Genomic DNA, 24,831 nt, shown 5'->3' with positions numbered 1-24,831 from the left:
CCGGGTGGCCCCAGCAGCGAGGCAGCAGGGTCAGCGGACCGGCATCTCTTCCGCGGCCGTGATCCGGTGCAGGTCCGCGTAGCTGATCGAGAACATCGAGTTGTGATCCCCTGCGCCCGCCCAGAGCACACGGTGGGCCGACAACGACTCATCCAGCAGAGTCCGGATCTTCTCCGGGTGGCCTACCGGGGCGACGCCGCCGACCTCCTGGCCGGTGTGGGCCAGGACGAACTCGGGGGAGGCACGACGGATCTTGCCCGTGCCCAGCCGGTCCGCGACCTTGCGGACGTCCACCTTGGCCGCGCCGCTGGCCAGGATGAGCAGCGGGGTGCCCTCGAGCTCAAACACCAGGCTGTTGGTGATCGCCGCGACATCGCAGCCCAGCGCCGCGGCGGCCGCTGCCGCCGTCGGCACCTTCGCGTCGAACACCGTCACGGTGTCCTGGGCGCCCAGGGCGGTGAGGGCCCGCTTGACGTTGGCCACCGGGCCGGGAAAGGCGTCAGGGCTCATCGCTCAGAACCCCTGGGCGTCGAGGATGGCGTCTTCCTCTTCTTCCGCCGTCGCGTTCTTGCGCTTCCGCGGAGCAGGACGACGGCGGGCCACCGGGCCGCTGGAGTGCAGGAACACGCCCTCGGCGGCCTCGGCTTCGGCGTCCTCCGCGTCGATCGCGGCGTTGCGGGCCTGCTGCCTGGCCGCGTAGCCGAACCCGACGAACATCAGCACGCCGAACGCGAACCACTGCAGGGAGTAGGACAGGTGGGTGCCCTCATCAGTGGTCGGTTTAGGGAACGGGAACGGCATGTCCTGCACCGACGGCGACTCGGAGGCCAGCTGTCCGTAGGCGCCCGTCAGCAGCGGATAGCCCAGCTGCCCGGAATAGGCGGAAAGGTCGATCGAGGCCAGCTGTCCGTCAGGGGCGCCGCGCTGCAGCTCGGGCTCGGCCGGCTTGAGGCGGGCAACCACCGTCACCGGCCCCTGCGGCGGGGCAGGCACTGAGTCGGGCCGTCCCGGGGTGTTGTTGCCGATGGGCAGCCAGCCACGGTCGATCACCACGGTTTCGCCGGACTGGAGCTTGAAGGGGACCACCACCTCGTAGCCGGGCTGGCCGTTGAGCGGGCGGTTGCGGACAATGCGCTGGCCGGCGGCGTCGTAGCTGCCCTTCAGTTTCACCTGGGTCCACTCCCGCTCCGGATTCAGCCGGCTGAACTGGTCGCGGACATCGGCGAACGGCACGGGGGTGGCCGAGTAGTTGGAGACAACCCGGTTGATTTCGGCCAGGGTCTCGGCGCGGCGGTCCATCTGCCACCGGCCCAGCCCAACGCAGCCGGCAGCGAAAATCGCGGCCAGCAACAAGTACCCCAGCCATTTACTGGAGAAGAGAAAGCGGTACATTCAGCCGATCCTGCCTGACGGGTCGAGAGGGGCGGTCACTGGCGGGAGGGGGACGTTCTCTGCGCCGAGGACCACAGTCTCTTTCCACAGTCCGCGCGTCTGGAGGTAGTCCTCAAGCCACGCGCGGTGCTCCCCGCACGCCAGCCAGATCTTGCGCCGCTCCGGGGTGTGGATCTTGGGATTGTTCCACAGCAGCTGCCATTCCGCCGCCGCGCGGCAGGCTTTCCGCGAGCAGACGGTGCCCGGGGCCGCGGCCTTGTCCCCACCGGTCCCGGCCAGGTCAAAGAGATTCATGAAGCTGCCCGTCCGTGGTCGTCGTCGTTCTCATCTTCGATCAGCTCACCCTGCAGCAGCGTCCCTGAACCGTCTGCGCCGTCGCTCAGATCCTGCCCCTTTGGATCCTGCCCGGCGGGGCCCGCGGTGTCCGGTGCGTCCAGCTCTGCGAGCGGAGCATAGTCCAGGAGCGAGTCACTGTGGATTTCCGCCTTGTCGCTGCCGTTGGCGATCACCACCGCCACCCAGGGCAGGAAGACGGCGCCGGCAATCGGCAGGAGCTTGAACCAGCCATCCACGACAAAAATCAGGATCAGGCAGACCATGCGGATGCCCATGGCGATGGCATACTTCACCATCCGCTGGTGCATCTCGTCCGAGTGCGCAGCAGCGGCGTCGGTGATGCTGTGCACCTCGGTACCGCCGGACTCGGAGTCCGGCCTCCCGGGCACATGAGCACCGGGTCGGTTTTTGAGTGTCACGGCTGTCAGATCACGCTCCCAAGGCTTACTTCGATTCTCTCACCATCGGCGGAGCCGCCCAAACGGAAGCGAACCGGGCGCTAAGATCGGAGGCAGGAAAATTCCAGCCCCCAGCGCGGCCCTCCCTGCCGCAGAATCCCGGAGCCCCATATGACTGACACATCCACCACTGGCCGCAGCGTTCTGATCACCGGCGGAAACCGCGGGATCGGCCTGGCCATCGCCGAGTCCTTCCTGGCCAACGGCGACAAGGTGGCCGTGACCTTCCGCAGCGAATCGTCGCTGCCCGAGGGCATCCTCGGCGTCAAAGCGGACGTCACGGACGAAGCGTCGGTGGACGCCGCGTTCGCGGAAGTCGAAGCCGCCCACGGCCCGGTGGAAGTCCTTGTGGCCAATGCCGGCATCACCAAGGACACGCTCCTGATGCGGATGAGCGAAGACGACTTCACCTCGGTGATCGACACGAACCTCACGGGCGCCTTCCGGGTGATCAAGCGCGCATCCAAGGGCATGATCCGGGCGCGCAAGGGCCGCGTGGTGCTGATTTCCTCCGTCTCCGGCCTTTACGGCGCGCCGGGCCAGATCAACTACTCTGCCTCCAAGGCAGGCCTGGTGGGCATCGCCCGGTCGCTCACCCGCGAGCTCGGCGCACGCGGGATCACCGCGAATGTGGTCGCGCCCGGCTTCATCAACACCGACATGACGGCCGAGCTGCCCGAGGCCACGCAGAAGGACTACCTGACCAAGGTTCCCGCCGGCCGCTTCGCCGAGGCCTCCGAGGTCGCCAACGTCGTGCGCTGGATCGCCAGCGACGAGGCGTCGTACATTTCCGGTGCGGTCATTCCGGTCGACGGCGGCCTCGGAATGGGCCACTAGCCCCTGACACAGCAGGACGACGCAGGACTCCTGCGGAGCACAGCGGACGACGGCGGATTCCGCCGTCGTCCGCTGTGCTGTGTCCGCTTGTTCTGTGTCCGCTTGTTCTGAGTCCGCTGTCTATTGCAACCCGGACCGGGCCACTGGAGACGCACACTTTTCCGGGCCGGGAACCGTGCCGGGTTCCGCGCCGGGCCTTTTTGCCCTTGGCTCCGGGGCTCCTGGAGCGTGTAATGGGCTCACAGCCCCTGACCATGCCGCGGCAGGGGCGTGGACGCAGGAGGAAATCATGAGTGATCTCAGCAAATGGACGCCCTCGGACATGCTGGAACCGGTCCGCCGCTTCCTTGACGGTGATCTGTCCATAGCGCCAGGGATCAAGATCGAACAGTTCCAGGAGGGCACCACCCTGGTGGTGCGGGCGGAAGCGCCGGGGATCGACCCGGACCGGGACGTCGACGTCTCGGTCGGCGAGGGCGTGCTAAATATTGCGGTGGAGCGGCGGGAGTCGTCCGAGCACAAGAGCAAGGACGGTTACCGCTCGGAGTTCCGCTACGGCCGGGCCGCCCGGAGCATCGCGCTGCCCGCAGGGGTGAGGGAAGAAGACATCACCGCCACGTACAAGGACGGCGTCCTGGAAGTCCGCGCACCGGCGCCCAAGGTTGTGACCGGTGAAGCGACGACGAAGATCCGGATCGACCGCGGCTGACCCACCCCCGGCATGTTCAAGCCACGTGACGACGGAACTACGCCGCCGGGGCTTCTTTGTGGATGCTGAACAACTGTAATGGCGCGGTCCGCTGGCATGATGGATTGCAGACCCACAGTATTTGGACGTTTGGAACAAAGGAGCTCGTATGGGACTGCTGGAAAACAAGACTGCGATCGTGACCGGTTCGTCGCGCGGAATCGGCGCCGAAGTGGCCAAAATCCTCGCCGCCGAGGGTGCGGCCGTCGTCGTCAACTACCGCCAGAAGGCGCCGCGCGCCAACAAGGTCGTCGCCGAGATCGAAGCCGACGGCGGCCGTGCCGCGGCCGTCGGGGCGGACCTCACCACCCAGGAAGGCGTCCAGGCCCTCGCCAGCGCCGCGATGGAGAACTTCGGCTCGCTCGACCTCCTGGTCCTCAACGCCTCCGGCGGCATGGAGACCGGCATGGAAGAGGGCTACGCGCTGAAGCTGAACCGCGACGCCCAGGTGAACATGCTCAACGCCGCCGTCGCGCTCATGCCCCACGGCTCGCGCGTGGTCTTCGTGACCAGCCACCAGGCCCACTTCATCGACACGGTGCCCACCATGCCCGAGTACGAGCCCGTGGCCCGCAGCAAGCGCGCCGGCGAGGATGCACTCCGGGCACTGGTCCCGAACCTGGCCGAGAAGGGGATCACGCTCGTGGTCGTCTCCGGCGACATGATCGAGGGCACCGTCACGGCCACCCTGCTTGACCGGTCCAACCCCGGCGCCATCGAGGCCCGCCGCGCAGAAGCCGGCAAGCTGTACTCGGTCAAGGAGTTTGCCGCCGAGGTCGCCAAGATGGCCTCGGACGATGTCGAAACCGGCCACACGGAATACGTTGGCGGTGCGGATTATTTCGGTAAGACCGCGGACCAGGCAGCGGATAAGAGCTCCAGCTAGGCGCAGGCCGCCACGCGCGCCGGGATGGCGCGTAGAGAAGGCACGTCCCGGCAATGTTTGACTAAACATTGCCGGAACGTGCCTTCCCGGTTAATGCATCAGACTCCGGCGATATACCGGACGGCGTCAAGATAGGGAAGGTTGACGGCGGCGTCCGCGGCAGCGCGGACGGCCGGCTTCGCGTTGAAGGCGATGCCGATCCCGGCGGCGCCCAGCATGTCGAGGTCGTTCGCGCCGTCGCCCACGGCGATCGTGTGTTCCATCGGGATGCCCTCGGCCGCAGCCCATTCGCGCAGGTACTTCTCCTTGGCCGCCCGGTCGATCACGTCGCCGAGCACCTTGCCGGTCAAGGCGCCGTCGACGATTTCGAGTTCGTTCGCGATCCAGTAGTGCAGCCCCAGGTCTTCGGCGATCGGCCGGAGGATCTGGTTGAAGCCGCCGGACACGACGGCCACGGCATGGCCGGCAGCCTGGAACGCCGCCACCAGCTCGGCGGCGCCCTCGGTCAGCCTGACCTCGGCGCGGACCGACTCGACGACGTCCGCGGGCAGCCCCGCGAGGACCGCCACCCGGGCGTGCAGGCTCTGGGCGAAGTCCAGCTCGCCGCGCATGGCCGCCTCGGTCACCGCCGTCACTTCCTCGCGCTTGCCGGCGTAGGCGGCCAGCAGCTCGATTACTTCCTGCTGGATGAGGGTGGAGTCCACGTCCATGATGAGGAACTTCCGGGGCGCGCTGCGCAGTGCTGCCGGAACCAGGGCCGTGTCGACGCCCTCGATGCCGGCGGCCGCCAGCGCACGGCGCGCACCGTCCAGGCGGGCTTCCGCAACCGCGGCGGCTGTGGCGGCGTCGGGCGAGCCTGCCCCCGAGGCGTCCAGTGCGCAGTCGACGGCGTATACCTCGAAGCGGGCGTCGCCGGTCCGGGTTTCCGCCCCGACGCCCAGCCCGGCGGCCGTCAGGAGCGAACGCAGCCGCTGGATGTCGGGAAGGGACAGTTTCAGGCCGTAGCTCACTGCGGTCACGTTCGAACTCATGGCCTCAATCCTAGCGAGCGGGCGGCGGGCGGCCCGAATTCGTTGCGCCCGGGCAGGCGCCGCGTGACGCTCCACGGCAGGGCGCGGCGCCGGTTATCAGTCACCCGCTTTTTTGTCCTAGTGTCTACTCCTATGAGTGATGTTCTTGAAATGGCCGGGGTCAGTGTTGTACGTGGGGCGAAGACGCTCCTGGACAAGGTCGACTGGCAGGTCAAAGAGGGCGAACGCTGGGTGATCCTGGGCCCCAACGGCGCCGGCAAGACCACGCTCCTCCAGCTGGCCGCGGCCCGCATCCACCCGACCTCCGGAATGGCGGGCATCCTCGAGGAAGTCCTCGGCGCCGTCGACGTCTTCGAGCTCCGCCCCCGGATCGGGCTGTCCTCCGCTGCGCTGGCCAGCCAGATCCCCGAGCACGAGAAGGTCCTCAACGTGGTGGTCACCGCCGCGTACGGCGTGACCGGCCGCTGGCGCGAGGGCTACGAGAAGGACGACGAGCGGCGCGCCTTCGGGCTGCTGAACGAGTGGGGGATGGGCCCGCTGCTCAACCGCCCCTTCGCCTCGCTTTCCGAGGGGGAGCGCAAGCGCGTCCAGATTGCCCGCGCCCTCATGACCGATCCCGAGCTCCTGCTCCTGGACGAGCCGGCCGCGGGGCTCGACCTCGGCGGCCGCGAGGACCTGGTCCAGCGCCTGAGCGAACTCGCCCGCGACGACGCCGCCCCGGCGATCGTCCTGGTCACCCACCACCTCGAAGAAGTGCCGCCGGGCTTCACGCACGCGATGCTCATGCGCGACGGCGGCGTCGTGGCTTCCGGCCCGCTGCAGGAGGTCCTCACGGCGGAAAACCTGAGCGAAACGTTCGGCCTGCCGCTGGACGTCAGCGTCAACGCGGGCCGGTACACCGCGACCGCCAGCCGCTGACGGGGCCGCTGACCGCGCGTGGAGCTCCTCAATAGCGCCCTCATATTCTTCGCCGGGCTGTGGGCGGGCACCATCAACAGCGTCGTCGGATCCGGCACCCTGGTCACGTTCCCGGTGCTGATCGCCCTGGGCTACGCCCCCGTCACGGCCTCCATCAGCAACGCCATGGGGCTCGTGGCCGGCAACGCCACCGGCGCCTGGGGCTACCGGAAAGAACTCGAGGGCCGCGGCAAGCAGCTGCTCCGGCTCCTGCCGGCCTCCCTGCTGGGTGCCGTCACCGGCGCTTATCTGCTGTTGCACCTGCCCGAGAAAGTCTTCTACTACGCCGCCCCCGTCCTGATCGTGCTGGCCCTGCTGATGGTGGTCTTCCAGCCGCGGCTGCAGCGGTGGGTGAGGAACCGCGAGGAGAACCCCGAGCACGCGATCCGGGACCGCCGCCACGGTGTCCTGCTCGTGGTGCTGGTGTACCTCGCCGGCGTCTACGGCGGCTACTTCGTCGCGGCCCAGGGCATCCTGTTAGTCGGCATCCTGGGCGTGTTCATGACCGGGACCATCCAGAACGCCAACGCGATGAAGAACTTCCTGGTCCTGGGCGTGAACGTGGTGGCCGCAGCCTCCTACCTCCTGTTCGCCTTCGACCGGATCGACTGGGGTGTGGTCGGGCTGATCGCCGTGAGCTCCCTGATCGGCGGCGTGATTGGCTCCAGGGTGGGGCGCCGGCTCTCCCCGGCGGTCCTGCGCGGGGTCATCTTCACCCTGGGCCTGGTGGCGCTGGGGTTCATGACCGCCAACCTGTTCAAATAGCCCTTCCAACAGCCTCCCAGGAATGACCTGCCCGTGACCTTTCACTTTCTTGAATCCGCCGACGACCCGCGGGTTGCGGACTACACGCAGCTCACGGACGTGCACCTGCGTAAAATCCGGGAACCCGCCGAGGGCCTGTACATCGCCGAGTCCTCCCGCGTCCTGCGCCGGGCCCTGGCCGCAGGGCACCGGCCGCGGTCCTTTTTCCTGGCCGAGAAGTGGGCCGGGGACCTCGCCGACGTCTTTGAGCAGTACCCGGACGTCCCGGCCTACATCGGCCCCGCGGCGCTGCTGGAGCAAATCACCGGTTTCCATCTGCACCGCGGCGCCATGGCCGCCATGCACCGGCCCGCCCCGGTGCCGCTGGCGGACCTGCTCGCCGGAGCCCGCCGGGTTGCGGTGCTGGAGGACATCGTGGACCACACGAACGTCGGGGCCATTTTCCGCTCGGCCGCGGCCTTGGGCGTGGATGCCGTCCTGGTCTCGCCGCGCTGCGGGGATCCGCTCTACCGCCGCAGCGTGCGGGTCAGCATGGGCACCGTGTTCCAGATTCCGTGGGCCCGGCTGGAGGACTGGGCGGAAGGCCTGGCCGCGCTGCAGGAGCAAGGCTTCACCGTGGCGGCCATGGAACTCACGGATGACGCGGTGGACCTCGACGTGCTCGCGGCGCGCCGCCCGGAGCGGCTGGCCCTGGTGCTGGGCACGGAAGGCGCGGGCATGAGCGAAGGAACCCTGGCCGCCGTCGACCTCGCAGTGAAAATCCCGATGCGCCCGGGCGTCGATTCGCTCAACGTCGCCGCGGCGTCGGCGGTGGCGTTCTGGGAGCTCCGCCCGAAGGACTGAGGCCCCTGCATCGTGCGGCGGCCGCGCCGCGCTGACGTGCGCCAATGGTGTTCGTCAGCGGTCCGGGGATCGGCTATCATTGATAGCTGGCCGTCCGGTGCTTTCCGCCGGCCATCCCATTCATACCTGGCAACTGGCAAAATCCAGTTGTGCGAACAAAGGTCCAATTATGAAGTCTAATACTCACCCGAAGTACGAAGCTGTTGTTTTCAACGACCTGGCTTCCGGCGTCAAGTTCCTGACCAAGTCCACCGTGTCTTCTTCGAAGACCATCGAGTGGGAAGACGGCAACACCTACCCGGTCATCGACGTCGAAATCTCCTCCGAGTCCCACCCGTTCTACACGGGCAAGCAGCGCATCATGGACTCCGCAGGCCGCGTCGAGCGCTTCAACGCTCGCTTCAAGGGCTTCGGCGGCAAGAAGTAACTTTCTTCCCCAAGGTCTTATGGAAAGCCCGCACCGGCAACGGTGCGGGCTTTCTGCGTCTCTGCTGCCGTTCCGGCTAACCGGGGGACCCGGGTTCCCGGGTTCCCGGACGCATGCGGCAGGATGGAGGTCATGACATCCCATCCCGCGGCCACCGCCCCCAGCCCCGACGACGACGGCGGCGGCCGTCACCACGGCGAGTACAAGGTCCCGGGCGGCAAGCTCGTGGTCGCCGACTTCGACGTCGTCGACGGCGTCCTGGCCCACGTCTCGCTGAGCGGGGACTTCTTCCTCGAACCCGACGAGGCGCTGCCGGAGATTAACCGGGCGCTCACCGGGCTGCCCGTCGAGACCAGTGCCGCGGACATCGCGGACGCCGTGACGGCGGCGCTGCCCGAAGGCACCGTGCTGTTCGGTTTTTCCGCCGACGCCGTCGCCGTCACCGTCCGCCGCGCCCTGGCGAAGGCCACCGGCTGGGCGGACCACCACTGGAACATCATCGCCCCGTCCGTCCTCCCCACCCACGTCAACGTCGCCCTGGATGAGGTCCTCACCGAGGAAGTCGGCGCCGGGCGGCGCAATCCCACCCTGCGGTTCTGGGACTGGGAGGAGCCCTCCGTGGTGATCGGCAGCTTCCAGTCCGTCCGCAACGAACTCCATCCCGAGGGCGTGGCCCGGCACGGCATCAGCGTGGTCCGGCGGATCAGCGGCGGGGGAGCGATGTTCATGGAGGCCGGGAACTGCATCACCTACTCGCTGTACCTGCCGCAGACCCTCGTGGACGGCATCAGCTTCGCGGACTCGTACCGTTTCCTCGACGCTTGGGTGATGGCGGCCCTGGAAAAGGTCGGCATCAGCGCCTTCTACGTGCCGCTCAACGACATCGCCACAGAGCACGGCAAGATCGGCGGGGCGGCGCAGAAGCGGCTCGCCAACGGCGGCATGCTGCACCACGTCACCATGAGCTACGACATCGACGCCGGGAAGATGGTGGAGGTCCTGCGGATCGGCAAGGAGAAACTGTCCGACAAGGGCACCAGGAGCGCCAAGAAGCGCGTGGATCCGCTCCGCCGCCAGACCGGCCTGGCCCGCGCCGAAATCGTTGCAGCGATGATGGACGTCTTCGCCGAACGCTACGGCGCGACACCGTCCGTCCTCACCGACGCCGAACTGGAGGCCGCCCGCCGCCGCGTGGAGACCAAGTTCGGCACCACGGAGTGGCTGCACCGGGTCCCGTAGAAGCCTGTTCTTTAAAAAACCCGCTCCCTAACAGCCCTCATCCCCACCGGCACCCTCGCCTCGCAAGCTCGGCCAGGGAACCCTGCCGGCGTGGGCCCAGCTGCCGGTTTCAGCCGTCAAAAGGGCCGTTACGGAGCAGTCGATGGTGCCTGGGCCGGTGCCGTCAGTGCCTGCGCCCTGAGGGAACGGTGCAGCTGGCTGCGCTGTTCGATGATGATCCGGCGCAGGGCACGCGGCGCATCAGGGTGGGCGGCCAGCCACTGGTCGGTGCGGACAATCACGGCGTGGGTTTCGGGCGTTCCGCCGTCCAGGTCCTGTGCCGCGGGGTAGAAGCCGCGGATAATCCGGCTGGCGATCTCGATGCTCCGGTCCGCCCAGACGTCCTCGAGGGATTCGAAGTACGGGTCGATGAACCCGGCCAGCAGGGAGGCCGCGCCGGTGTTGAACCCGGCAATCGTGGCGCCGAGGAGCTGGTTGGACAGGCCGGTGCCGTGGACGGCGGCCTCCCAGGCGGCCGCCTTGACGGATGCCTCGGGGCGCGCGGCGAGGGCCGTGGCGTGCCCGGACTTGCCTGCCGCCGTGTTGTCCCGGGCGAGCTCCTGGTCGAGCTGCTCCTGCGGGGCCCGGCCGTTGGCCGCCAGGGCATGCCAGAGATTCCAGCGCAGTTCGGCGTCCACGGCGAGGCCATCGATCACCGTGCTGCCGTCCAGGATGCCCCTGAGCAGGTCCAGCCGGCCGGCGTCGTAGCGGCTGGTTGCGGCAAGGGTCCGGGCCCAGGCCAATTGCTGGTCGGAACCCGGCGCTGCCGCGTGCAGCTGTTCGGCGGCCGTGGTGAGGAAGCCGTGGCGCACGGCATCGCGCTGGCCCCGGGGCACGTAGCGTTCCACTGCCGTCGAGGCATTGCCCAGGACATTGAGGAGGACGCCGATGCCCGGCTCGGCGGGCCCGAAGCGCTCGACGGCGTCGACGTAGAGTGCGGCCGGTGTGACGGCATCCCGGGCCGAGTCCCACAGCGCCGTCCAGCACAGCGCCCGCGCCATGGGGTCGTCCAGCTTGTCCAGGGAGCCGCGGACAGTCGCCTCGGAATGCGGGTCCAGCCGGACCTTGGCGTAGCTGAGGTCCTCGTCATTGACCAGCAGCAGCGCAGGGCGCGGTTTGCCGGCCAGCGCGGTCACATCGGTCCGGGCGCCGCGGACATCGGTCTCGACGCTGTCAGTGCGGACCAAGGCGCCGGCGTCGTCGAAATCGTAGAGGCCGATCCGCAGCCGGTGCGGGCGGGGCTCCTGCCGGCCGGTGGTGGGATCCACGGCGTCCTGCAGGACGGCGACGGAGCTGAGCGCGCTGCTGTCTTCGGTGGATTCGGTGGATTCGGTGATCTCGCTGGACAGGGTGGAGATGCCGGAGGTCTGGAGCCATTGGCGGGCCCATTCGCTGAGGTCGCGGCCGGACGCCGCGCTCAGGGCGGCCAGCAGTTCGGCGAGGGTGGTGTTGCCGTAGGCGTGGTCCCGGAAGTACTGGCGGGACCCGGCGATGAAGGCTTCGAAGCCGACGTAGGCCACCAGCTGCTTGAGCACCGAGGCGCCCTTGGCGTAGGTGATGCCGTCGAAGTTCTGCTTCGCGGCTTCCAGGTCCGGGATGTCGGCGACGATCGGGTGGGTGGTGGGCAGCTGGTCCTGGACGTAGGCCCACGCCTTGCGGTTGTTGGCGAAGTTCACCCAGGCCGTGTCCCAGTCCGTGGTCCGGTCCACACCGAGGGTGCCCATGTAATCCGCGAAGGATTCCTTGAGCCACAAATCATCCCACCACTTCATGGTGACGAGGTCCCCGAACCACATGTGCGCCATCTCGTGCAGGAGCGTGTTGGCGCGGGCCTGGTACTGCGAATCGGCGGCCCGGGAGGTGAAGACGTAGCTTTCGGTGAAGGTCACCAGGCCCGGGTTTTCCATGGCGCCGAGGTTGTACTCGGGGACGAACGCCTGCTCGTATTTGCCCCACGGGTAAGGGAAATCAAAGAGCTCGTTGAAGAAGGACAGCCCGTTCCTGGTGAGGCGGAACAGGGCGTCGGTGTCGAAGGACGCGGCCATGGAGGCTCGGCAGTAGAGCGCCAGCGGTACGTCCAGAACGGTGCCGTCGGCGAGCGTGCCGCGCCAGGCGTCCTCGGCCTTGAAGTACGGTCCGGCGAGGACGGTGGTGATGTAGGTGGACATCGCCTTGGTGGGCGCGAAGTCCCAGCGGCTCGTGGCGGGATCACTCGTCAGTTGGGTGCGCAGCACCTCGGCGCCGTTGGAGGACACCTGCCAGTCGGAGGGGGCCATGACGTGGAAGGTGAACTCGGCCTTCAGGTCGGGCTGTTCGAAGTTCGCGAACACCCGGCGGGCGTCGGCGGGTTCATACTGCGTGTAGAGGTAGCACTGGCCGTCGGCGGGATCGACGAAGCGGTGCATGCCTTCACCGGAGGTGCTGTACAGGGCGGTTCCCGTGATGGTGACCTGGTTCTCCGGCTGCAGGTTTTCGAGCCGGATCCGGGAACCGTCCACGACGTCGGCGACGGCGAGTCCCTTGCCGTTGAGGAAGACGCTGTGCACGCTGCCGGCGATGAAATCCACGAAGGTCGTCGCGCCGGGTTCGCTGGCCGAGAAGGAGATGATGCTGCGGCTCGTGTAGCCGGCGACGTTCGGGTCGGCCGCCTGCCGGACGTCGAGGGAGACATCGTAGCTGTGAGTGGTGATGAGGGCGGCGCGGTCCGCGGCCTCGTCGCGGCTCAGATTCTGGTTTGACACCCCGCTATCTAATCACGGGAGCGTGTGTGCCCGGTCACGCCAGCGGGAACATCAGGAAGGCGGCCGCCAGGCCCAGCAGGGCGATCAGCAGCCAGGACGCCAGCGCGGCCAGCAGCGCGCGTGCGCCGGTGTGCAGCAGCTGGCCCACCCGGACGGCGGAGCCCAGCCCGAACAGCGCCATGCCGAGCAGCAGGTCCTGGACGGCGGCGGCCGCGTCCAGGGCCGCGGGGGAGAGCCACCCGGTGGTGCGCAGGCCCGCCAGGGCCACGAATCCGATGACGAACAGCGGGACCACCGGGGGGCGCTTGGCGCCGTCGGCTGCGGTGCCCAGCCGGTGATGGAAGCCCGCGGCGGCGACCATCGGTGCCAGCAGGATCACCCGGGTGAGTTTGACGACGACGGCGACGGCCAGCGCCGCGGTGCCGGCGGTCTGGGCGGTGGCGACCACCTGCCCGACGTCGTGGACGGAGGCGCCGGTCCACGCCCCGAAGATCTCCGGACCCAAGCCCAGCGGCCGCGCGAGCAGCGGCAGCACACCGATCGCCAGCGTGCCGCACAGGGTCACGAGTGCCACCGGCAGCACGGTTTCCTCCTGCCGGATTCGGCGCACGGCGGCCATCGCCCCGATCGCTGACGCCCCGCAGATGGCGAATCCCGTGGCCACCAGCAGCGCCACGCGGGGCGGCAGCCGGAAGAGTCTGCTGATGCCGTACGTCCCGGCGAAAGCGGCCAGCACGACGGCGGTCACGAGCAGGAGCGCAGCCCAGCCCAGGCCCAGCACATCGCCGAGGCTGACTTTCAGCCCCAGCAGCACGATCCCGGCCCGCATGAGGTGCTTGCCGGCGAAGTCCAGCCCGGGCCGCGCCGGCCCGGCGGTCCAGCCAGACACGCCCGGCAGGTTGGCCGCCAGCAGCCCGAGGAGCACGGCCATTGTCATCGCCGGCAGCGCGGGAAGGAGCAGGTGGGCGGCGACGGCGACGGCGACGGCCGCCGCGGCGCCGGCCAGGCCTGGCGCGGCGTCTGTCAGGGCTGAGGCGGGGGCGGATCTCTTGGGGGGCACGCCCCTACATTGCCGTACCCGGCCGGAAAACCCGTAACCGCGGCCGTCCCGGCAGGCGGCCCGGACTGCGCGGCCAGCACTGAGCGCCGCGCCGCGGGCCGCCGAAATGATTTCGCAACAAAAAAGTGGTTGGCTAGTGACCATGTCTGACCTATTCCAGGAATACTCCGAGGCCGCCGGCCGCACCGGCGCCTACGACGAGATGTTTGCCCCCGGCCAGCAGGCCCGGAGATCTTACGGGCAGGTGGCCCTGGCCCTGCGCGAACTCTCGTTGGCTGACGTCAGCGCCCGCGCCGATTCCATGGCCCGGACCTTCCTGGACCGCGGTGTGACCTTCGACTTCGCGGGTGAGGAACGGCCCTTCCCCCTGGACATCGTCCCCCGCGTGATCCCCGCCGATGAGTGGAGCGTTCTGGAACGCGGTGTGGCCCAGCGCGTCCGCGCCCTAGAAGCCTTCCTCAATGACGTCTACGACAAGATGACCGTGGTGTCCGACGGCGTCATCCCGCGCCAGCTCGTCACGACGAGCGCGCACTTCCACCGCCAGGTGCACGGCTTTGAGCCGGCCGGCGGCGTCCGGGTCCACATTTCCGGAATCGACGTCGTCCGCGACGCCGAGGGCACGTTCCGGGTCCTGGAGGACAATGTGCGCGTGCCCTCGGGCGTCAGCTACGTCCTCGAGAACCGCCGGGCCATGGCCAAGGGCCTGCCCGAGGCTTTCGGCCAGCAGCTCATCCGTCCGGTCGAGGAGTACCCCCGCCGGCTCCTGTCCGCCCTGCGGAAGACGGCGCCCTCCGGCGTCGACGATCCCACCGTGGTGGTCCTGACCCCCGGCGTGTTCAACAGCGCCTACTTCGAGCACACCCTGCTCGCCGGACTCATGGGTGTCGAACTCGTCGAGGGCCGCGACCTCATCTGCCGCGGCAACCGGGTCTACATGCGCACCACCGCGGGCGAGCAGCGCGTGGACGTCATCTACAAACGCATCGACGACGAATTCCTGGACCCGCTGCAGTTCCGTGCCGACTCCATGCTCGGCTGCCCCGGCCTGGTCAACGCCGCCCGCGCCGGCGGCGTCACGATCGCCAACGCCGTGGGCAACGGCGTCGCCGATGACAAGCTGGTCTACAGCTACGTGCCCGACCTCATCCGGTACTACCTCAACGAGGAGCCCGTGATCGCCAACGTGGACACGTTCCGGCTCGAAGAGAAGGAAGCCCGGGAACACGTCCTGGACCGCCTGGACGAGCTCGTGGTCAAACCGGTGGACGGCTCGGGCGGCAAGGGCCTCGTGATCGGCCCGGACGCGTCCAGGGAGGAACTCGACGCCCTGCGCAAGCGGATCATCGCCGACCCCCGCGGATGGATCGCCCAGCCGGTCCTGCAGCTGTCCACGGTGCCGACGCTCAGCGGCGACAAGTTCGGCCCCCGCCACGTGGACCTCCGCCCCTTCGCCGTCAACGACGGCGAGGACGTCTGGGTTCTCCCCGGCGGACTGACCCGCGTGGCGCTCAAGGAGGGATCGCTGATCGTCAATTCCAGCCAGGGCGGCGGTTCCAAGGACACCTGGGTCCTGGCCGATTCCCCGCAGGTCCCCGTCGAAGTGATCCCGCGACCCACCATCGCAGTCCGCGAGCGGGTTTCGGTCTGGCCGGTGGAGAGCAACTGGCGCGACAGCCAGAAAGAGCAGCAACAGCAGCAGCAGATTTCTGACGCGCAGGAGGTAACCGCGAATGCTTAGCCGTATTGCCGAGTCACTGTTTTGGATCGGCCGCTACGTGGAACGGGCCGACGGCACCGCCCGGATCCTCGACGTCCACCTCGAACGGCTCAACCATCTGCCCATGGAGGAACAGCGCAGCGTGGCGCAGGAACTCCTCGCCGTCATGGGTGCCCGCGCACAAAGCGACGATTTCGGCCTGCCCGAACTGCTCAACGCCCTCGCCTACGACAAGCAGAGTGCCACCTCCATTGCCGGTTCCCTCGGTGCCGCACGGGAAAACGCCCGCCGAGCCCGCGAGACCGTCTCCTCCGGGCTCTGGGAAAGCCTCAACACGACCTACTACGGGCTCAACCAGCACCGCAAGGACGTGGTGGGCACCTACCGGTTCTGCAACTGGGTCCTGGAGCGCACCGCCATGGTCAGCGGCCTCGCCGACACCACCGTCAGCCACGACGAGAGCTGGCAGTTCCTGGTCCTGGGCCGGTCGCTGGAGCGTGCGGACATGACCGCGCGCATGCTCTCCACCCGCGATGTCCTCTCGGCCGGCATGTCCTGGGTGAACATGCTCCGCTGCGCCGGGGCCTACGAATCCTTCCTGCGGACCCGCCGGGCTGCGTTCGGGGACCAGCACGCGGCCGAATTCCTGCTGCTGGACCGGCTGTTCCCGCGGTCCATCGTCTACGCGCTGCGCGACGCCGACGAGTGCCTGGCGAAGCTCGACCCCTCGGCCCAGCGCGTCGGCTTCATCAACGACGCCCGCCGGATCGTCGGGCAGGCCCGCACCTTCCTGGAGTTCCACCGCACCGATGACCTCATGTCGGAGCTGCCGGAGCACATGGAGCGTGTGCAAAAGGCCGTGTCGCAGGCCTCGGACGCCATTTCCCGTAAGTACTTCAATCAGGCAGACGAACTGGCCTGGGTGGGAGAAGTTTCATGACCCGGCTGAACATCGTCCACAAGACGGCCTACAAGTACAACAAACGCGTGACCCTGTCCTACAACGAGGCCCGGATGACCCCGCTGACGGACCCGCAGCAAGTGGTACTGGAGTCCTCCATGAAGGTTTCGCCCTCGCAGGCGGCCCTGAGCAGCTACCGCGACTACTGGGGCACCCGGGTGACCGCCTTCGACATGCAGATGCCGCACGAGCACCTCGAGGTGCTGTCCACCACCACCGTCGAGGTGCACCGGGTCGAGAAGATCGCAACCGAGGCCGACATCGTCGGCTGGGACGTCCTGGCCGCACCGGAAACCCTGAACCAGTTCAGCGACTGGATTCCCCAGTCCCAGCTGACAGGTCCCGGCTCCGAGGTGCTCGCCATCATTCCCGGCGTCGTCGAGGGGAAATCGCCGCACGAGGCCGCCATGGCGGTCTTTGCCTGGATGCGCGGTGAAATGACCTACATGAAGGGCTCCACCGGCGTCACCACCAACGCCGAACAGGCGTGGAACCAGCGGCAGGGCGTCTGCCAGGACCTGGCGCACCTCGCCATCGGGTCACTGCGCAGCTGCGGTATCCCGGCCCGCTACGTGTCCGGTTACCTTCACCCGCGTTCGACGGCGGAGCTCGGCGAGACAGTTGCCGGCCAGTCGCATGCGTGGCTCGAGTGGTGGGACGGCGAATGGCGCAGCTGGGACCCGACCAACCACAAACCCGCGGGGGACTTCCACGTCACCGTGGCCCGGGGCCGCGACTACCGCGACGTGCCGCCGCTCAAGGGCATCCTGTCCGGCGGCGGGGGATCGGCCCTCAGCGTCAGCGTGGAGATCACCCGCGTCGCCTGACCGCACGCCGCGCCCCACGTTGCGCTATCAGATCGGGTTGCCCTGAAGCCCTCAGGGCAACCCGATCTGAAAGCGCAAGATGTGTTTTTAGGGGGGCGGATTATTCGAGGCCGGAGCGCGTGGCGTCGTCCAACGGCGTCCACCACGTCTGGGGCGGCACCACCTTGAACCGCCGGCCCGTGACGGTGTCCGGAGCAATCCGGACGAAATGTTCTTTCTTTCCGGCCTGCCACGGGAACAGCAACAGGCCCACCGTGTCCATGACTTCCTGGGGGTTCTGCACTGGCGCGGCCTGGCCCTTGATGACGACGCTCCAGGCGACGCCGGTGTCCGCGTTGATGCCGTCGGCCTCCAGCGCCACCGGCGTGCCGCCTGTGGCCGCCTGCAGCTTGGTGCCCTCCGCGGTGCGGAACACCAGCGTGCCGTGGTCCACTTTGTAGTTAATGGGGAAAATGTCGGGATGGTCGTCCACCCAGACCGCCAGCCTGCCGACGGAGACGCTGCGCAACAGCCGCCAGCATTCGTGGTGGTCGAGGTCTTCGACGGCGTGGGTCTGGTCCTTTGGCTCGTGACGGCCCGGGCTCGATTCAGTGCTCATGCCGGCGAGCGTACGCGGCCGGGCTGACGGCGGCTAGGGCAAATGGACCCAGCCGCCGGGTTAATCTGCGAATTCTGAGGCTTTCCTGAGTGGTTCGCGGTATTCTGGCAAAAGGCCGTCAGCGTCTACATTGGCCGGAGCGAATGGGGGCAATGACATGCATTCAGCGGGTGAGGGCTCAGGCCATACCGTGTCCGAACCAAATCCCGTCGTTGAGGAACTGCTGATGGGGTTCGGCGCCCGGACGGAAGAGCTGCTCCAATCCAAGGAACGCATCACCGGCCTGCTGGAAGCCGTCGTCGCCCTGGCCGAGGACCTGAGCCTGGATGCCGTCCTGGAACGCGTCGTCGAATCGGCCTGCCGGTTGTTGCACGCCAGGTTCGGCGCCCTTGGCGTCATCGGTGATGACCACGCGCTCAGCCACTTCATCACTGTCGGCATCGATGGCCAACTGGCGCGTCAGATCGGTCCGCTGCCGACCGGCCACGGCGTCCTCGGCCTCCTGATCACAGACCCGCGGCCGCTCCGGCTGCATGAATTGAATAAGCACCCCGAGGCCTACGGGTTCCCCGCGCACCACCCTCCCATGCAGTCCTTCCTGGGGGTACCGGTCCGCGTCCGGGACGTGGTGTTCGGCAACCTCTACCTCACGGAAAAAGAAGGCGGAGACGACTTTTCCGCCGAAGACGAGGCCCTGGCCGTCGCCTTGGCGGCGGCGGCCGGCGTCGCCATCGAAAATGCCCGGCTCTACGACGACGCCCGCCGCCGGGCACGCTGGCTGGAGGCCTGCATGGACGTCTCCGGGCTGATGCTGAGCACGGACCGCGACTACACCTCGGGCGGCCTGGACCCGATAGCCGGCCGCGCGCTCCAGGAGTCCGCGTCCTCACTCGCCCTCCTGGTGGCCCCCGCCGCCAACGCCATGGCCCACGTGGTGATCGGCGTTGCGGGTGAGCGCGGCACGGCGTTTTCGGGACGGTCATTGCATTTGGAGTCAAAGCTCCTGGAAGGTGTCCTCGAAGGCGGCGAGCCAGTGCTGTTCGACGACGCATCCGAAGTGTTGGGGGAGGTCGACGGTGCAGTCACCGGCCCGCTGCTGGCAGTGGCCCTGAGTACCCAGGGCGCCCACCATGGCCTCCTGCTGCTGGCACGGGACAAGGAGTCGGTGCGCTACGCCCGGACCGACATCGAAATGGGGGCCGTCTTCGGCTCCCACGTGGCCCTCGCCTTGGAACTTGCCCGGGTGCACCGGCTGCGCGAGGAGCTTCTGGTCTTCACCGACCGCGACAGGATCGCCCGGGACCTGCATGACCTCGTCATCCAGCGGCTGTTCGCCGCCGGGCTGAGCGTACAGAGCCTGACCCGTTTCACCAAGGAGGATCTGGCGCTGGAGCGCATCCGCAACATCACCGGCGAACTCGACGAGGCGATCCGCAGCCTGCGCGACACCATTTACTCGCTCAAGAGCAACACAGGCGAGATCGAACTGCTGAGCGGCCGGATCCGTCGGGTCACTCGCAGTTCGTCCAAGTCCATGCCGTTCCCGCCGCGCCTGACCATCACGGGACCCGTGGATGCCGTGACACCGGACAAGGCCGACAACGTCGTGGCCGTGGTTTCCGAGGGGCTCAGCAACGCCATCCGGCACTCCGGGGCGGATACAATCTCGGTCTCGGTTGCGGTCGTTAAGGGCAGGGTGACGGTGGTGATCAGCGACAACGGCGCCGGATTCACTCAACCCGAAAAACGCAACGGGCTAAGCAACCTCGAGGACCGGGCGCGCATGCTCGACGGCGAATGCACCATCACGAGCGTGCCCGACTCCGGTACCAGCCTGGAATGGTCGGTGCCCCTGTAACCGGCACGCCCGAAGGTCCGGTTTCCGCGGAGCCTATCCGACGCTGCGGGGCCGGATTACTTCGCCGGTCCTCCCGCCGGCGGCCGCCGGAAATGCCGGGCTGGCGATGAAGACGGCCGCCTGCGTGCGGCGTTCGAATCCGAGCTTGGCCAGCAGGGACGACACATAGTTCTTGACGGTCTTTTCCGCCAGGAACATTTCGGCGGCAATCTGCCGGTTGGTCAGTCCGCCGCCCACCAGCTCCAGGACCTTGCGTTCCTGGGGCGTGAGGGAGGAGGTGCGCGGGTCGACCTCTTCGGCCTCCACCAGGCTGTCCACGACGCCGGCGGCCACGCCTTCCTCGAAGAGGGACTCGCCCGCTGCTGCCCGCCGCAGGGCGCCGATCAGGTCCGTGCCGCCGATCTCCTTCAGCACGTATCCGCGTGCCCCGGCCAGGACGGCGCCGCGCAGGGCCTGTTCGTCGTCGAAGCTCGTCAGGATGATGCAGTTCAGGGACGGGTCCACCGACCTCACGTCCCGGCAGACCTCGATGCCGGTTCCGTCCGGCAGACGGGCGTCCAGCACACAGACATCAGGATGCAGCGCGGGAATCCGCCGGGTCGCCTCCACCGCGGATCCGGAACTGCCGACGACGGCAAACCCCTCGCCTTCGAGAAGTTCCTGCAGCCCGCGCCTGACAAGTTCGTGATCATCAAGGATAAAGACGCGGATCACCGCCTGCCCGCCATCAGGTGCAGTGAGACCTGCGTCTGCCCAGGCAATCATGATTCTCCCGTCCGGCCGCTCGCGCGACCGCTCGATACTGTTAATGACACCATGCTCTTTGTCACGAGATGCTGTCCTTCGTCTGCTGACCCCAGCCTCTGCCATTCTTGTGCACCGGGGCCGCGCGGACAAGGGTCATAGTGCCCAACAGGCCGCCTCCGGCCAGTCGCCCGGAACGTTTTCGGGTGGCCCGCCAGCCGGGCTGCGTGCATGCCCTTTGGCCCTAGGCGTCATGCCGGCCGAAGGAAATCATGGGAGCGTCGCCATCTGGCGCGGGAAGCTCGGCCGGTACGAGGGCAAAGGATTGCGATGAACGAAGTCAGGGACGTCCGGAAGATCGTGGTAGGCGTTGACGGCTCGGACGCTTCGGTGTCCGCGTTGCGGCATGCGCAGGCCCTCGCGGTGCCCCTGGCCGCCAAGGTCGTCGCAGTGGCATGCTGGGACTACCCGCCGGTGTACGACGGCTATGTCGCCGTCGGCATCGAGGACTTCGACGTCCGGGCCGGGGAAATCCTGGCCGATGCGGTGGCGAAGGCCTTCGGCCCGGACACCCCGGACAACGTCGAGGCCCGCCTCATCCAGGGGCACCCCCGCCGCATGCTGATCGAGGAGAGCAAAGCCGCGGACATGCTCGTGCTGGGCCGCCGCGGCCACGGCGGATTCGGTGGACTGTTACTGGGATCTGTGAGTTCCGCCTGTGTGGCACATGCGCATTGCCCGGTGCTGGTGGTCCACTCGCCAGAACACGGCTGACGCCGCAATCCTGCCGGGAGGGTGCCCGAGGGTTCTATTCGAAGGTGGCCCGGCGCGGATCCGCGAGCCGGGTGGTCCACACGTCGGGCCGGTTGACCTTGAAGCGTCGTCCGGTCAGGGCTTTGGGAGCCACCCGCACGTAGTAGGCCTTCTCGCCGGGCTGCCAGGGCTCCAGGAGCAGGGAGTCAATTTCGTCCTTCTCCTCCTGGCTCTCGATGACCTCGGCTTCCCCGCGCGCCATTACGCTCCAGGCCGTCTCGTCGCGGGCGTCGTAGCCGTCGATCTCGAATGCAACCGGCTTGCCTGTGATCGCGCCCCACAGCTTCGTTCCGCCGGCGGTGCGGAAGGCAATCGCCCGCCGTTCGAGGACGAAATTCACCGGGAAGATCTCCGGATGGTTGTCTACGATCAGCGCTACGCGCCCCACAACTTCGGTGTCGAGCAGCGCCCAGCACTGGTCCATGGTCAGCGAGTATTCCGGCGAGGGCGTGGTTGAGTCCATGTCGAGCCACACTACGGGCCGGCCCGGACCCCGATTAGGGCCATAGGTCCCGCAGCGGACACGTAAGTGACGGATGCCGCGGCCCGCCGGCGCCGGTCACCAGGGACTGGGCTTGTAGTCCTTGAGGAACACGCCGTACTGGTCCTCGCCGGATTCGCCCATCACGATGGGGTCGTACACGCGGGCGGCGCCGTCAACGAGGTCCAGGGGTGCGTGGAAGCCCTCTTCCATGAGGCGGACTTTGGTGTAGTGCGGCCGTTCGTCCGTGATCCAGCCGGTGTCCACGGCCGTCATGAGGATGCCGTCGGCGTCGAGCATTTCCTGGGCGCTGGTTCGCGTCATCATGTTCAGCGCCGCCTTGGCCATGTTCGTGTGCGGGTGCCCGGGGCCCTTGTAGGCGCGGGAGAACTGGCCTTCCATGGCGCTGACATTGACGATGTATTTCCGCCGCGCGGTGGAGCGCTTCATGGCCCCCCGCAGCCGGCTGACCAGAAGGAACGGAGCCGTCACGTTGCACAACTGCACTTCGAGCATCTCCAGCGGGTCCACTTCGTCCAGCACCTGGGTCCAGCTGTTGATGGTGGCGAGGTCCGGGACCAGTCCGCCCGCGTCGATCGCGGTGCCGGAGGCAATCCGCTCCAGCGACGCCGACCCGGTGGACAGGGCCAGGGACGTGATCGCGTCCCCGGCCAGCACGGGATGGTCGAGCACGCTGCTGGCGAGGGCAAGCGGGTGCTTGTCGTGGGCGTGGCCGAACGTGACGAGCTCCGGGCCCCCGTTGGCAGCCTGGAGGGCGGCGGGCAGCGGCTCGTCCTCGGCGTCGACGAGCGGCTTGTAGGCGTTGCCGGAGCGCCGCACGGTCTGGGCCGCGTTGTTGATGATGATGTCCAGCGGTCCGGCGGCATCCAGGGAATCCGTCAGGGCCATCACCTGGGACGGGTCACGGAGGTCGATGCCCACGATCCGGAGCCGGTGCAGCCAGTCGGCGCTGTCCTCCATCGCAGCGAAGCGGCGGGCGGCGTCCTTCGGGAACCGGGTGGTGATGGTGGTGTGCGCACCGTCCCGGAGGAGCCGGAGCGCGATGTACATGCCGATCTTCGCCCGGCCGCCGGTCAGGAGGGCCCTGCGGCCGGTGAGATCGGTGCGGGCGTCGCGCTTGCTGTGGCTGAACAGGGCGCACTCGGGGCACAGCTGGTGGTAGAAGGCATCCACCTGGGTGTAGTGCTGCTTGCAGATGTAGCAGGGCCGGGACCTGATCAGGTGGCCGGCGATTTCCCCGGTGGCGGACGTGGCGAGCTTGTTGCCGCGCGTCTCGTCGTCGATCCTGTCGGGGGCCGCCGTCGCCGTCTGTGCCATCACGGCGCGGTCCGCCTCGGCGATCTCATCGCGCTTGCTGACCCGCCGGTGGCGCTTGACGGCCTTGAACATCTTCCCGGTGGCGCGGCGCACTGAGACGTAGTCCGGGTGCTCCTCGTCATAGGCGTGGATCGTGTTCAGGACCTTCAGGCAGGCCTGGATTTCCTCCGGGGTCAGTCCGGCGAGATCAGACCCGGGAAGACCAGATTCGGCAGAGGGAAAGTCGGAGGACAGATCGGGGGAGCTCATTGCCCTAATTTTACAGGGTGCGGGGAGCCCGGCCGGACGTGCCTGCCGGGCCCCCGCCTGCCTATGCCGTGGGTGAGTGCTTGACCGGTGCGTCTGTGCCCACAGCGGCGGCCTGCACGTCGGCAACCTTGTCCACGGACTCCCGCAGCTCGGGCCAGTTCTCGGTGGCGGTCCGGACGGCGTCGGGCACCAGGCGCAGGTTGGCCGCAGAGAGCGCCCTTTCCGCGTCGCTGGGGTCCGGGACGTGCTGGCCCTTGGACAGGACCGTGATTCCGGAGTCGGTGACCTTGAACCCGCGGGCTCGGTCCAGTTCGGGGTCGAGTCCGATCGTGGCCCCGGCCGGGATCTTGACGTTCTTGTCGATGATGGCGCGTTTGATCACGGCGCCTTCGCCGACATTGACCTTGTCCATCAGGACCGAGTCCAGGACCCGGCTCGAGGTGCCCACGTAGACGTCGTTGGAGAGCACGGAGCCTTCCACGATGCCGCCGGAGACGACGACGCCGCTGGCCACGATGGAATCCAGTGCCGTGCCCACGGTGTTGGACTTGCCGCGGACAAACTTGGCCGGCGGGGAGATGGTCTGGCGGGTGTAGATCGGCCACTCGGAGTTGTAGAGGTTGAACACCGGGACGGGGGAGATCAGGTCCATGTGGGCGTCGTAGAACGAATCGATGGTGCCGACGTCGCGCCAGTAGGTGCGGTCGCGTTCGGTGGACCCGGGAATGTCGTTGAGGGTGAAGTCGTAGACACCGGCCTCGCCCTGGTTCACGAAGTAGGGAATGATGTCCCCGCCCATGTCGTGCTTGGTATCGAGGCGCTCGGCGTCCACGTGGAGGGCTTCGATCAGGGCATCGGCGTCGAACACGTAGTTGCCCATGGAGGCCAGGAACTGGCTGGGGTCGGCCGCGAGGCCGGGAGTCGACGACGGCTTCTCCACGAACGCGGCAATTTTGTCCGGGTTGTCGGCATCGGTTTCGATCACGCCGAACTGGTCCGCCATGTGCAGCGGCTGGCGGACCGCGGCGACCGTGGCCTTGGCCCCGCTCGCGACGTGCTGCGCCACCATCTGGGAGAAGTCCATCCGGTAGACGTGGTCTGCGCCGACCACGACCACGATGTCGGGGTTGGCGTCGTGAATGAGGTTCAGCGACTGATAAATGGCGTTGGCGCTGCCGAGGAACCAGCTCTTGCCGACGCGCTGCTGGGCCGGAACCGAGGCCACATAGTTGCCGAGTTGGGTGGACATCCGCCACGTTTCGGAAATGTGCCGGTCAAGGCTGTGGGACTTGTATTGCGTCAACACCACAATTTGCAGATAGCGGGAATTCACAAGATTTGAAAGGGCAAAGTCAATGAGCCGGTAGCTTCCGGCAAACGGGACACCAGGCTTGGCCCGGTCCGCCGTCAACGGCATGAGCCGGTTTCCCTCGCCACCTGCGAGGACAATTGCCAAAACTCTCTTTTGATGCGGCATGGTGAT

General features: G+C 67.8%; 25 protein-coding genes. 13 read left to right on the top strand and 12 right to left on the bottom strand.

Annotated features, from left to right (window positions below; translation table 11 throughout):
• Positions 1–30: 30 nt before the first annotated feature.
• From AC1DFR_RS01535 to AC1DFR_RS01520, 4 genes are read right to left on the bottom strand one after another with little or no spacing between them, the layout of a single operon-like run.
• Positions 31–510 carry a YbaK/EbsC family protein gene (locus tag AC1DFR_RS01535; RefSeq protein ID WP_476855913.1) on the bottom strand — a complete coding sequence of 160 codons (480 nt, stop codon included), beginning with the start codon at positions 508–510 and terminating at the stop codon, positions 31–33.
• Between the two features lie 3 nt (positions 511–513).
• Positions 514–1,392: an SURF1 family cytochrome oxidase biogenesis protein gene (locus tag AC1DFR_RS01530; protein ID WP_476872550.1), complete on the bottom strand. Its 879-nt coding sequence runs from the start codon at positions 1,390–1,392 to the stop codon at positions 514–516.
• Positions 1,393–1,686, bottom strand: coding sequence for a hypothetical protein (locus AC1DFR_RS01525; protein ID WP_476849638.1), 294 nt, complete (start codon positions 1,684–1,686; stop codon positions 1,393–1,395). It abuts the gene before it with no gap.
• Positions 1,683–2,147 carry a DUF3099 domain-containing protein gene (locus tag AC1DFR_RS01520; protein ID WP_476872549.1) on the bottom strand — a complete coding sequence of 155 codons (465 nt, stop codon included), beginning with the start codon at positions 2,145–2,147 and terminating at the stop codon, positions 1,683–1,685. The genes AC1DFR_RS01525 and AC1DFR_RS01520 overlap by 4 nt, the downstream gene beginning before the upstream one ends.
• A gap of 150 nt (positions 2,148–2,297) precedes the next feature.
• Between AC1DFR_RS01520 and AC1DFR_RS01515 the strand changes: the two genes are divergently transcribed.
• From AC1DFR_RS01515 to AC1DFR_RS01505, 3 genes are all read left to right on the top strand, one after another.
• On the top strand, positions 2,298–3,023 hold the full coding sequence (locus tag AC1DFR_RS01515) for a beta-ketoacyl-ACP reductase (RefSeq protein ID WP_230008961.1): 726 nt from the start codon (positions 2,298–2,300) through the stop codon (positions 3,021–3,023).
• 289 nt (positions 3,024–3,312) lie between these two features.
• Entirely contained in the window at positions 3,313–3,732 is a 420-nt protein-coding gene (locus tag AC1DFR_RS01510) for an Hsp20/alpha crystallin family protein (RefSeq protein ID WP_028275538.1), read from the top strand.
• Positions 3,733–3,880: 148 nt separating this feature from the next.
• Complete coding sequence (locus AC1DFR_RS01505) at positions 3,881–4,657, top strand: SDR family oxidoreductase (RefSeq protein ID WP_476872548.1); 777 nt, start codon at positions 3,881–3,883, stop codon at positions 4,655–4,657.
• A 98-nt stretch (positions 4,658–4,755) separates the two neighbouring features.
• Here the strand turns inward: AC1DFR_RS01505 and serB are convergent, their stop codons facing one another.
• Complete coding sequence (serB, locus tag AC1DFR_RS01500) at positions 4,756–5,688, bottom strand: phosphoserine phosphatase SerB (protein WP_476855908.1); 933 nt, start codon at positions 5,686–5,688, stop codon at positions 4,756–4,758.
• A gap of 132 nt (positions 5,689–5,820) precedes the next feature.
• Here serB and AC1DFR_RS01495 point away from each other — a divergent pair, with 132 nt between their 5' ends.
• From AC1DFR_RS01495 to AC1DFR_RS01475, 5 genes are all read left to right on the top strand, one after another.
• The gene (locus tag AC1DFR_RS01495; RefSeq protein WP_476849641.1) at positions 5,821–6,606 is read left to right on the top strand and encodes an ABC transporter ATP-binding protein; all 786 of its coding nucleotides are present in this window, start codon (positions 5,821–5,823) and stop codon (positions 6,604–6,606) included.
• 18 nt (positions 6,607–6,624) lie between these two features.
• On the top strand, positions 6,625–7,410 hold the full coding sequence (locus tag AC1DFR_RS01490) for a sulfite exporter TauE/SafE family protein (protein WP_476849642.1): 786 nt from the start codon (positions 6,625–6,627) through the stop codon (positions 7,408–7,410).
• 33 nt (positions 7,411–7,443) lie between these two features.
• Positions 7,444–8,253 (top strand): TrmH family RNA methyltransferase, encoded by an 810-nt coding sequence (locus AC1DFR_RS01485; protein WP_476849643.1) that lies wholly within the window; start codon positions 7,444–7,446, stop codon positions 8,251–8,253.
• A 169-nt stretch (positions 8,254–8,422) separates the two neighbouring features.
• A complete protein-coding gene (locus tag AC1DFR_RS01480) occupies positions 8,423–8,680 on the top strand; it encodes a type B 50S ribosomal protein L31 (protein WP_018772953.1) in 258 nt (85 codons plus the stop codon).
• 132 nt (positions 8,681–8,812) lie between these two features.
• On the top strand, positions 8,813–9,919 hold the full coding sequence (locus tag AC1DFR_RS01475) for a lipoate--protein ligase family protein (RefSeq protein ID WP_476872116.1): 1,107 nt from the start codon (positions 8,813–8,815) through the stop codon (positions 9,917–9,919).
• Positions 9,920–10,047: 128 nt separating this feature from the next.
• Here the strand turns inward: AC1DFR_RS01475 and pepN are convergent, their stop codons facing one another.
• Together pepN and AC1DFR_RS01465 are read right to left on the bottom strand one after the other, a co-directional pair.
• A complete protein-coding gene (gene pepN, locus AC1DFR_RS01470; protein WP_476872547.1) occupies positions 10,048–12,699 on the bottom strand; it encodes an aminopeptidase N in 2,652 nt (883 codons plus the stop codon).
• A 34-nt stretch (positions 12,700–12,733) separates the two neighbouring features.
• Positions 12,734–13,759, bottom strand: coding sequence for a YeiH family protein (locus tag AC1DFR_RS01465; protein WP_476872546.1), 1,026 nt, complete (start codon positions 13,757–13,759; stop codon positions 12,734–12,736).
• 142 nt (positions 13,760–13,901) lie between these two features.
• Here AC1DFR_RS01465 and AC1DFR_RS01460 point away from each other — a divergent pair, with 142 nt between their 5' ends.
• From AC1DFR_RS01460 to AC1DFR_RS01450, 3 genes are read left to right on the top strand one after another with little or no spacing between them, the layout of a single operon-like run.
• Positions 13,902–15,500, top strand: a complete 1,599-nt coding sequence (locus AC1DFR_RS01460) for a circularly permuted type 2 ATP-grasp protein (protein WP_476858586.1) — start codon at positions 13,902–13,904, stop codon at positions 15,498–15,500.
• Positions 15,493–16,419, top strand: a complete 927-nt coding sequence (locus tag AC1DFR_RS01455) for an alpha-E domain-containing protein (protein ID WP_026266338.1) — start codon at positions 15,493–15,495, stop codon at positions 16,417–16,419. The genes AC1DFR_RS01460 and AC1DFR_RS01455 overlap by 8 nt, the downstream gene beginning before the upstream one ends.
• Positions 16,416–17,267 (top strand): transglutaminase family protein, encoded by an 852-nt coding sequence (locus AC1DFR_RS01450; protein WP_476855902.1) that lies wholly within the window; start codon positions 16,416–16,418, stop codon positions 17,265–17,267. Before AC1DFR_RS01455 ends, AC1DFR_RS01450 begins: the two co-directional genes overlap by 4 nt.
• A 100-nt stretch (positions 17,268–17,367) precedes the next feature.
• Here the strand turns inward: AC1DFR_RS01450 and AC1DFR_RS01445 are convergent, their stop codons facing one another.
• Complete coding sequence (locus AC1DFR_RS01445; protein WP_476850950.1) at positions 17,368–17,865, bottom strand: pyridoxamine 5'-phosphate oxidase family protein; 498 nt, start codon at positions 17,863–17,865, stop codon at positions 17,368–17,370.
• Between the two features lie 157 nt (positions 17,866–18,022).
• Here AC1DFR_RS01445 and AC1DFR_RS01440 point away from each other — a divergent pair, with 157 nt between their 5' ends.
• Positions 18,023–19,723: a GAF domain-containing sensor histidine kinase gene (locus tag AC1DFR_RS01440; protein ID WP_476858584.1), complete on the top strand. Its 1,701-nt coding sequence runs from the start codon at positions 18,023–18,025 to the stop codon at positions 19,721–19,723.
• A gap of 33 nt (positions 19,724–19,756) precedes the next feature.
• On the opposite strand, the gene AC1DFR_RS01435 is transcribed toward AC1DFR_RS01440, so the two are convergent.
• Positions 19,757–20,488: a response regulator gene (locus tag AC1DFR_RS01435; protein WP_026538734.1), complete on the bottom strand. Its 732-nt coding sequence runs from the start codon at positions 20,486–20,488 to the stop codon at positions 19,757–19,759.
• Between the two features lie 309 nt (positions 20,489–20,797).
• Between AC1DFR_RS01435 and AC1DFR_RS01430 the strand changes: the two genes are divergently transcribed.
• Positions 20,798–21,241 carry a universal stress protein gene (locus AC1DFR_RS01430; protein ID WP_476850948.1) on the top strand — a complete coding sequence of 148 codons (444 nt, stop codon included), beginning with the start codon at positions 20,798–20,800 and terminating at the stop codon, positions 21,239–21,241.
• A 34-nt stretch (positions 21,242–21,275) separates the two neighbouring features.
• Here the strand turns inward: AC1DFR_RS01430 and AC1DFR_RS01425 are convergent, their stop codons facing one another.
• The 3 genes from AC1DFR_RS01425 to glgC all read right to left on the bottom strand — a co-directional run bounded on the left by AC1DFR_RS01425 (position 21,276) and on the right by glgC (position 24,825).
• Positions 21,276–21,743: a pyridoxamine 5'-phosphate oxidase family protein gene (locus AC1DFR_RS01425; protein ID WP_079549614.1), complete on the bottom strand. Its 468-nt coding sequence runs from the start codon at positions 21,741–21,743 to the stop codon at positions 21,276–21,278.
• Positions 21,744–21,839: 96 nt separating this feature from the next.
• A complete protein-coding gene (locus AC1DFR_RS01420) occupies positions 21,840–23,348 on the bottom strand; it encodes an SDR family NAD(P)-dependent oxidoreductase (RefSeq protein WP_476858582.1) in 1,509 nt (502 codons plus the stop codon).
• Positions 23,349–23,409: 61 nt separating this feature from the next.
• A complete protein-coding gene (glgC, locus tag AC1DFR_RS01415) occupies positions 23,410–24,825 on the bottom strand; it encodes a glucose-1-phosphate adenylyltransferase (protein ID WP_476850945.1) in 1,416 nt (471 codons plus the stop codon).
• Between the last annotated feature and the right edge of the window lie 6 nt (positions 24,826–24,831).

The organism is Arthrobacter sp. 05T410 (assembly GCF_056396505.1).
Note: the sequence above shows the minus strand (reverse complement) of the source record. Positions and strands in the feature narration are given on the sequence as shown.

Bases quoted from the DNA above. Each gene is read 5' to 3' on its own strand.
- AC1DFR_RS01530 (WP_476872550.1), bottom strand. From the start codon at position 1,392: ATGTACCGCTTTCTCTTCTCCAGTAAATGGCTGGGGTACTTGTTGCTG.
- AC1DFR_RS01460 (WP_476858586.1), top strand. From the start codon at position 13,902: ATGTCTGACCTATTCCAGGAATACTCCGAGGCCGCCGGCCGCACCGGC.
- AC1DFR_RS01480 (WP_018772953.1), top strand. From the start codon at position 8,423: ATGAAGTCTAATACTCACCCGAAGTACGAAGCTGTTGTTTTCAACGAC.
- AC1DFR_RS01420 (WP_476858582.1), bottom strand. From the start codon at position 23,348: ATGAGCTCCCCCGATCTGTCCTCCGACTTTCCCTCTGCCGAATCTGGT.
- AC1DFR_RS01425 (WP_079549614.1), bottom strand. From the start codon at position 21,743: ATGGACTCAACCACGCCCTCGCCGGAATACTCGCTGACCATGGACCAG.
- AC1DFR_RS01510 (WP_028275538.1), top strand. From the start codon at position 3,313: ATGAGTGATCTCAGCAAATGGACGCCCTCGGACATGCTGGAACCGGTC.
- AC1DFR_RS01515 (WP_230008961.1), top strand. From the start codon at position 2,298: ATGACTGACACATCCACCACTGGCCGCAGCGTTCTGATCACCGGCGGA.
- AC1DFR_RS01450 (WP_476855902.1), top strand. From the start codon at position 16,416: ATGACCCGGCTGAACATCGTCCACAAGACGGCCTACAAGTACAACAAA.
- AC1DFR_RS01440 (WP_476858584.1), top strand. From the start codon at position 18,023: ATGCATTCAGCGGGTGAGGGCTCAGGCCATACCGTGTCCGAACCAAAT.
- AC1DFR_RS01435 (WP_026538734.1), bottom strand. From the start codon at position 20,488: ATGATTGCCTGGGCAGACGCAGGTCTCACTGCACCTGATGGCGGGCAG.
- AC1DFR_RS01535 (WP_476855913.1), bottom strand. From the start codon at position 510: ATGAGCCCTGACGCCTTTCCCGGCCCGGTGGCCAACGTCAAGCGGGCC.
- AC1DFR_RS01455 (WP_026266338.1), top strand. From the start codon at position 15,493: ATGCTTAGCCGTATTGCCGAGTCACTGTTTTGGATCGGCCGCTACGTG.
- AC1DFR_RS01525 (WP_476849638.1), bottom strand. From the start codon at position 1,686: ATGAATCTCTTTGACCTGGCCGGGACCGGTGGGGACAAGGCCGCGGCC.
- AC1DFR_RS01495 (WP_476849641.1), top strand. From the start codon at position 5,821: ATGAGTGATGTTCTTGAAATGGCCGGGGTCAGTGTTGTACGTGGGGCG.
- serB (WP_476855908.1), bottom strand. From the start codon at position 5,688: ATGAGTTCGAACGTGACCGCAGTGAGCTACGGCCTGAAACTGTCCCTT.
- AC1DFR_RS01445 (WP_476850950.1), bottom strand. From the start codon at position 17,865: ATGAGCACTGAATCGAGCCCGGGCCGTCACGAGCCAAAGGACCAGACC.
- glgC (WP_476850945.1), bottom strand. From the start codon at position 24,825: ATGCCGCATCAAAAGAGAGTTTTGGCAATTGTCCTCGCAGGTGGCGAG.
- AC1DFR_RS01430 (WP_476850948.1), top strand. From the start codon at position 20,798: ATGAACGAAGTCAGGGACGTCCGGAAGATCGTGGTAGGCGTTGACGGC.
- AC1DFR_RS01475 (WP_476872116.1), top strand. From the start codon at position 8,813: ATGACATCCCATCCCGCGGCCACCGCCCCCAGCCCCGACGACGACGGC.
- AC1DFR_RS01505 (WP_476872548.1), top strand. From the start codon at position 3,881: ATGGGACTGCTGGAAAACAAGACTGCGATCGTGACCGGTTCGTCGCGC.